Below are 6,438 nucleotides of genomic sequence, written 5' to 3' on the forward strand. Positions count from 1 at the left end.
GGAGACCGGTCAGGCGGGGCGCGAGGCGCCGAAGTCCAGAGTGACGCGCGTTCCGCGCGGCTCGCAGGGCTGCAGCTGCAGGGTCCAGCCCAGGTGCTCGCACAGCCGTGCGATCAGGTCCAGGCCGATGCCGCCGCCACGATCGGCGCGCCCGCCACGGGCCATGCGGGCGTGGATGGCGGCAATCTCCTCCGGGCTCATGCCGTGCCCCGGGTCCTGCAGGGTCAGCACCGCCGACGCGCTCAGCTGCAGTTCGATATGGCCGCGGCCACTGTTCTCGATGGCGTTGCGCAGCAGGTTGCCGATCGCTGCCTGCACCACCGCCAGCGGCGCGACGATGTCCACCGGTGCGGCCTGGATGCCGATGCTCAGGTCCTTGTCGCCCAGCAGGTGGCGATGGTCGTCGACGATTTCCGGAAGCAGCTGGTCCAGCGCAATGCGCTCGGCACGAGCCGCCAGTCGCGCCGGATCACGGGCCAGCACCAGCAGCAGTTCGATCAGCTGCTCCACGCTCTGCGCCGTGCGCAGCACCCGCTGCATCTGCTGGCGCGCGCGATCGGGCAGGCCCGGCTGTTCCAGCGCCAGCTCGGCGGCACCGGTCATCACCGCGATCGGCGTGCGCAGCTCGTGGCTGGCGGTGCTGATGAAGACCCGCTCGCGCTCGACGAACTGCTCGTTGCGGTCCAGGTAGTCGTTCAGCGCATCGGCGATGGTATGCAGCTCGGAGCTGCCACGCGGGTCGACCTCGATGCGCTGGCCCTGCACCCCAGGTCGCAACCCGGCAATGCGCTGCGCCAGCAGGCTCAACGGACGCACCATCCGCTCCATGCCGAACGAAGCCATCAGCACGGTGACGAAGATCATGATCACGCCGGCCAGCATCACCCAGCGCGTGGCGAACTGTTCCAGGTCGTGGAAGTCGGAAATGTCCAGCGCCAGTGCCACCCGCCCCATCGAGCCGGTATCACGCACCATCACCGCAGTCTGCCGCCCCTTGATCGGGACCCCGTCATGCAGCCCCGGGTGCAGCGTACGCACGCTTTCCGGCATGTTGCCTTCGTCGAAGCGGAACAGGCTGAGCGTGTCCGAGTCCTGCCAGCGGTAGTGCGGCTCGTGCTCGGTGTGCTCGACGATGCTGTCCAGTTCGGAATTGAGCAGCGCACGCCAGGCGGCGTGCTCGGCATGCTCGTGCACGTAGTTGCCAACGCTGAACACCGCGACCGACAGCAGCGCCAGGTAGCCCAGCAACCACCACACCACCCGCCGGTACAGCGGCCCCGGCTTACGCGCCTTCATCATCATCCTTGCCGGCATCGCTGGCCGTGGCCACCGCCAAGCGGTAGCCAACCCGCGGCAGGGTATGGATCAGCTTCTCGGCGAACGGCCCATCCACACTGCGGCGCAGCTCATAGACATGCGAACGCAGCAGGTCGCCATCCGGTGGCTCGTCGCCCCAGAGCGCGAACTCCAGCTGCTGGCGGGTCACCGCGCCCGGGCTGGCCCGCATCAGCACTTCCAGCAGCTTGCGGCAGGCCGGGTACAGATGCAGCACCTGGCTGCCGCGCTGGGCCTCGAGGGTCGCCAGATCCAGCACCAGGTCGCCCACCTGCAGGCGCTTGCGCGGGTTGCGACCCTGCGCGCGCAGCAACAGGGCCTCCAGCCGCACCTCCAGCTCGGGCAGCGCGAAGGGCTTGGTCAGGTAGTCGTCGGCGCCGGCGCGGAAGCCGGCGATCTTGTCCGGCAGTTCGTCGCGCGCGGTCAGCATGATCACCGGCACCTCCGACGCATGCTCGGCGCGCAACCGGCGCAGCACCTCGGGGCCTTCCATGCGCGGCAGCATCCAGTCCAGGATCACCGCGTCGTAGGGATGGCTGCCGGCCAGGTGCAGGCCGGTGATGCCATCCGGAGCCACGTCCAGCACATGCCCGCGCGACTCGAAATAGTCGAACAGGTTGGCCACCAGCTGGCGGTTGTCCTCGATCACCAACAGACGCATGCACGAAACATCCACGGAAGTTCGTAACATGGTAGCGCTGCCCATGTCGGAATGCGGTCGCCTTGGCCACCTCTGACGCTTTTCCCACCCCCGCCACCTCAGAATGGCTGTTTTGCTCCCGGAGCCTGCCGTGCCCGTAGCCCTGCCCCGCCGTTGGCGCCTGCCCCTGTTGTGGCTGCTGATCATTGCTGCGTTGGCGGCCGGTATCGGCCTGCGTCAGCCGCAGCCGCCGGACGAACCGCGCTTCGTGCTGGCGGCGCGGGCCATGGTCGAGAGCGGGCAATGGCTGCTGCCGCACCGCGGCGTGGAGCTCTACGCGGAAAAGCCGCCGGTCTTCATGTGGCTGCAGGCCGCTGCCTACGAGATCGTCGGCAGCTGGCAGTGGTCGTTCCTGCTGCCGTCGTTGCTGGGCGCCCTGCTCAGCCTGTGGCTGATCTCGGACCTGGCCCGCCGGCTGTGGTCGCCCCGGCATTCCGTCTATGCCCTCGCAGCGCTGTTCTGCACCCTGCAGTTCGGGCTGATGGCCAAGCGCGCGCAGATCGACATGGTGCTGGTGGGGATGACCACCGTGGCCCTGTGGGGGCTGATGCGCCACCTGTGTGAACGCCGCAACCTGCCTGCCCTGTGGCTGGCCGGCTTCGCCGCCGGCGTCGGCACGGTGACCAAGGGCGTGGGCTTCCTGCCGCTGCTGATGGTGCTGCCCTGGTTCGGCTGGTGGCTGTACCAGCGCCGCCGTGGGCACCGCGTCGAGGGGCCGCACCCGGCAACGCTGCTGTGGCTGATTCCAGCCTTCCTGCTGGGCGTGGGGGTGTGGTTGGCGCCGTTGGGGTGGGCTCTGCTGCACACCCCCAGCGCCGAACTGCAGGCCTACGCGCATGAGCTGTTGTTCAAACAGACCGGCACCCGCTACGCCAATGCCTGGCACCACCGCCAGCCCGTCTGGTACTACCTGCAGGTGATCCTGACCCTGTGGCTGCCGGGCAGCCTGCTGTTGCCGATGCTGTTCAAGCCCTGGTGGCGCCGCCTGCGCCGGGGCGACCGCCGGCAGTGGTTGCTGCTGGGCTGGGCCGTGCTGGTGCTGGTGTTCTTCAGCGCCAGCCCGGGCAAGCGGGAGGTGTATCTGCTGCCGATGCTGCCGGCAATGGCGCTGGCCGTAGCGCCGCTGCTGCCGGGCCTGCTGCGTCGGCTGTGCGTGCGCCGCTACCTGTTCGGCTACAGCGTGGTACTGATGCTGGCGACGGGCGTGCTCGGCGTGATGCTGATGACCGAGCACCCGTGGGCCGTGGCCCAGCTGGAGCGCCGGGCCATGCCCGACACCCTGCTTCCGGTGCTGGGTGACGGCCTGCTGACCTTCGCCATCGCCCTGGCCACGTTGATCGTCTGGCTGCGGGTACGCCGCGCCGCAACGCTGGTACTGCTGACCCACGGCATGCTTTGGATGCTCTACGGTCTGGTGCTGATCCCGGCACTGGACCCCTACGCATCGGCGTCGGCACTGATGCGCCGGGTAGGTGCGCGGATCGGCCCAGACGCGGAGTTGGCACTGGTCGCCTGGCGCGAGCAGAACCTGCTGCAGGCAGACCGGCCGGTGCGCGAATTCGGCTTCAAGCGCCCCTGGGCAGAGCAATGGCACGACGCCGGCCCGTGGCTGGCCGAGGCACCGGACAAGCGCTGGCTGCTGGTACTGGATGATGCGATGAGTCCCTGCGTGGACCCAGCCAAGGTGATCGATATCGGTGTTGCCAATCGCAATCGTTGGCAACTGCTTCCCGGTACGGCCTGGGACCCGGAGTGCCACGCCGAGCGGACAGGATCGACCGCCGAAGAAGACTGAACGCTGACCCGTGCCGGGCAAGCATTAACCCGGCACGAACGAGCGTCCGACCCTTCTCCGACATCCAGGTGACGAGCATGGCCGCGGATTCCCGACCCGCCCTTTCCCAGCATGCCCGTCCGTCCCCTTGATTCGGTAGCGCCGCTTGCGACATCGCCACTGGCGTCAAAATTCGCCGTAACTCACCTCTGGCTGCCTGTCGCAATCGGTCTGCCCTTGTTTACGCTGCTGATGGGTTTCGGCGGCGATCAATGGGTAGCCGACCACCTGTTCCGTCTTGAAGGCGGCCATTGGGCGTTGCAGGACGCCTGGGTTACCCGCACGGTGGTGCACAAGGTGGGCAAATGGCTGAGCACGGCTGCAGCGCTCGTGGCGATCCTGTTGTGCTTCCATCACTGGCGCAAGGGTCGCGATCGCACCCTGCGGTGGGCGCTGCTTTATGTCGTTATTGCCATGGCCCTGGGTACCGGCGTGATCTCCCTGCTGAAGTCGCTGGTGCCGATGGAATGCCCGTGGGACCTGCTGCGCTACGGCGGCCAGCAGCCTTTCATCGGGCTTTTCACCGTGCGCCCGGCCGGCATGGCGCCGCAGGCCTGCTTCCCGGCCGGTCACGCCAGCGCTGGCTATGCATGGTTGTCTCTGTACTATTTCGCCCTGCTGTGGCGCCCGTCGTGGCGCTGGGCCGGACTGTGGATCGGCCTTGGCACTGGCCTGGTGTTCGGCATCAGCCAGCAGCTGCGGGGCGCGCATTTCCTTTCGCATGACGTTGCCACTGCGTTGATATGTTGGCTGCTTTCGCTCGGCCTGTATGTCCTGATCCGCCGTCAGCTGGACCGTCCCAACCGCCAGGAGGCAAACGCATGAGTGCATCGGTCCAACGCCCCGCCCGCCTTCCCGCACTGGCGAGTCTTCGCCGCTGGCGGCCGCAGCTGTCCACCGAAGCACTGATCGCCCTGACCAGCCTGTTCTTCGCGGTGGCCGGCAACGGCCTGTTCTGGCACAGCGCAATGGCCAGCCATCCGGGCAGCCTGCGCTACGCGCTCTCGCTGCTGCTGTTGCTGCTGGGTGCGCACGGCGTGCTGCTGGGCATCCTGGTCTGGCGCTGGAACGCCAAGGTGGTGATCAGCCTGCTGTTGCTGGTAACCGCCTTCGCTGCGCACTACATGAGCCGCTACCACATCTACCTGGATGCGGACATGCTGCGCAACGTGCTGGCGACCGATCCCAAGGAAAGCCGCGAGCTGATGACCATATCGCTGGTGTGGCCGGTGCTGTTGCTGGCAGTGCTGCCGATGGCGGTGCTGTGGCGCGTGCAGCTGCGCCGCCGCAGCTTGGGCCGCAGCCTGCTCTGGCGCGTCGGCTTCCTGGTCGTGGCGGCAGTGACCGCGGTCGGCGGCGCGTTGATCTCGTTCCAGGACGTCTCGGCACTGATGCGCAACCAGCGCGAAGTGCGTTACCTCGCCACCCCGGCCAATGTGCTGCTGGGCATGCCGCGTGCACTGCGTGGCGACAACCCGGTGCAGCGCGCACCGAAGTTGCCGATCGGTACCGATGCCAAGGCCACCCCGCGCGCGCCGGCCAGCAAGCCGCGCCTGCTGGTGATCGTCATGGGCGAGACCGTGCGCGCGCAGAACTGGGGGCTCAACGGTGGCCGTAACACCACCCCGGAACTGGCGCAGGCCAGCGTGATCAATTTCCCGGACATGCACTCGTGCGGCACCAGCACCGAGGTTTCACTGCCGTGCCTGTTCTCGCCATGGGGCCGGCACGACTACGACGAGAAGAAGATCCGCGCGCACCAGTCGCTGCTGCACGTATTGAACCGTGCCGGCATCGCGCCGCTGTGGCGTGACAACCAGTCCGGCTGCAAGGGCGTGTGCGAAGGCCTGGACTTCCAGTCATTGTCCGATGCGACCACCCCGGGCCTGTGCGCTGACGGCCGCTGCATGGACGAAATCCTGCTGCAGGACCTGGCCACCCAGGTACGTGCAAAGCCCGGCGACCGGGTGGTGGTGCTGCACCAGCTGGGCAACCACGGCCCGGCCTACTTCGAGCGCTACCCGCCCGCGTTCCGCCGCTTCACCCCCACCTGCGATACCCGCGACATCGGCCGCTGCTCGCGCGAAGAGATCACCAACAGTTACGACAACGCCGTGCTGTACACCGATCACTTCCTGACCAAGACCATCGGCACGCTGCAGGGCATGCAGGACTACGACACGGCGATGATCTACCTGTCCGACCACGGCGAGTCGCTGGGCGAGAAGGGCCTGTTCCTGCATGGCGTGCCCTACGCCATCGCCCCGGCCGAGCAGACCCGGGTACCGATGACGATGTGGTTCTCGCAGGGCTTCGCCAGCAGCCGCGGGCTGGACCTGCAGTGCGTGCGCAAGCGTTCGGCGGCCTACACCGACCACGACAACCTGTTCCCGTCGGTACTGGGCCTGATGCAGGTAAAGACCTCGCTGTACGAGCGCGACCGCGACGTGTTCGCCAACTGCGAAGGGTGAGGGTTGTTCGGCAGGGCTTGCAGCCCTGCACCTGCAGAGGCAACGGCAACTTCAACAGCCGAAGCAACAGCAACAGCGTGCATTCCGTGGGATGGCGG

5 protein-coding genes are annotated in these 6,438 nt (G+C 67.6%); 3 read left to right on the forward strand and 2 right to left on the reverse strand.

Going from position 1 to position 6,438, the window contains the following annotated elements; all coding sequences use genetic code 11:
* Window positions 1-9 precede the first annotated feature (9 nt).
* Window positions 10-1,296 carry a HAMP domain-containing sensor histidine kinase gene (locus tag N5D91_RS21250; RefSeq protein ID WP_110713144.1) on the reverse strand — a complete coding sequence of 429 codons (1,287 nt, stop codon included), beginning with the start codon at window positions 1,294-1,296 and terminating at the stop codon, window positions 10-12.
* Entirely contained in the window at window positions 1,283-1,996 is a 714-nt protein-coding gene (locus N5D91_RS21255; RefSeq protein WP_110713146.1) for a response regulator transcription factor, read from the reverse strand. The genes N5D91_RS21250 and N5D91_RS21255 overlap by 14 nt, the downstream gene beginning before the upstream one ends.
* 130 nt (window positions 1,997-2,126) lie before the next feature.
* Between N5D91_RS21255 and N5D91_RS21260 the strand changes: the two genes are divergently transcribed.
* The 3 genes from N5D91_RS21260 to N5D91_RS21270 all read left to right on the forward strand — a co-directional run bounded on the left by N5D91_RS21260 (window position 2,127) and on the right by N5D91_RS21270 (window position 6,340).
* Window positions 2,127-3,830, forward strand: coding sequence for a glycosyltransferase family 39 protein (locus tag N5D91_RS21260; RefSeq protein ID WP_110713148.1), 1,704 nt, complete (start codon window positions 2,127-2,129; stop codon window positions 3,828-3,830).
* Window positions 3,831-3,941: 111 nt separating this feature from the next.
* Entirely contained in the window at window positions 3,942-4,694 is a 753-nt protein-coding gene (locus N5D91_RS21265; RefSeq protein ID WP_164162838.1) for a phosphatase PAP2 family protein, read from the forward strand.
* Complete coding sequence (locus N5D91_RS21270; RefSeq protein ID WP_164162839.1) at window positions 4,691-6,340, forward strand: phosphoethanolamine--lipid A transferase; 1,650 nt, start codon at window positions 4,691-4,693, stop codon at window positions 6,338-6,340. The genes N5D91_RS21265 and N5D91_RS21270 overlap by 4 nt, the downstream gene beginning before the upstream one ends.
* The last annotated feature ends 98 nt before the right edge of the window (window positions 6,341-6,438 follow it).

The organism is Stenotrophomonas sp. GD03794 (assembly GCF_029842145.1).
In the GTDB taxonomy this organism is placed as follows: Bacteria; Pseudomonadota; Gammaproteobacteria; order Xanthomonadales; family Xanthomonadaceae; genus Stenotrophomonas; species Stenotrophomonas riyadhensis.

What these genes read in the sequence shown, in the direction of transcription:
- N5D91_RS21250 (WP_110713144.1), bottom strand. Translation starts at nt 1,296, where the DNA reads ATGAAGGCGCGTAAGCCGGGGCCGCTGTACCGGCGGGTGGTGTGGTGG.
- N5D91_RS21255 (WP_110713146.1), bottom strand. Translation starts at nt 1,996, where the DNA reads ATGCGTCTGTTGGTGATCGAGGACAACCGCCAGCTGGTGGCCAACCTG.
- N5D91_RS21265 (WP_164162838.1), top strand. Translation starts at nt 3,942, where the DNA reads ATGCCCGTCCGTCCCCTTGATTCGGTAGCGCCGCTTGCGACATCGCCA.
- N5D91_RS21270 (WP_164162839.1), top strand. Translation starts at nt 4,691, where the DNA reads ATGAGTGCATCGGTCCAACGCCCCGCCCGCCTTCCCGCACTGGCGAGT.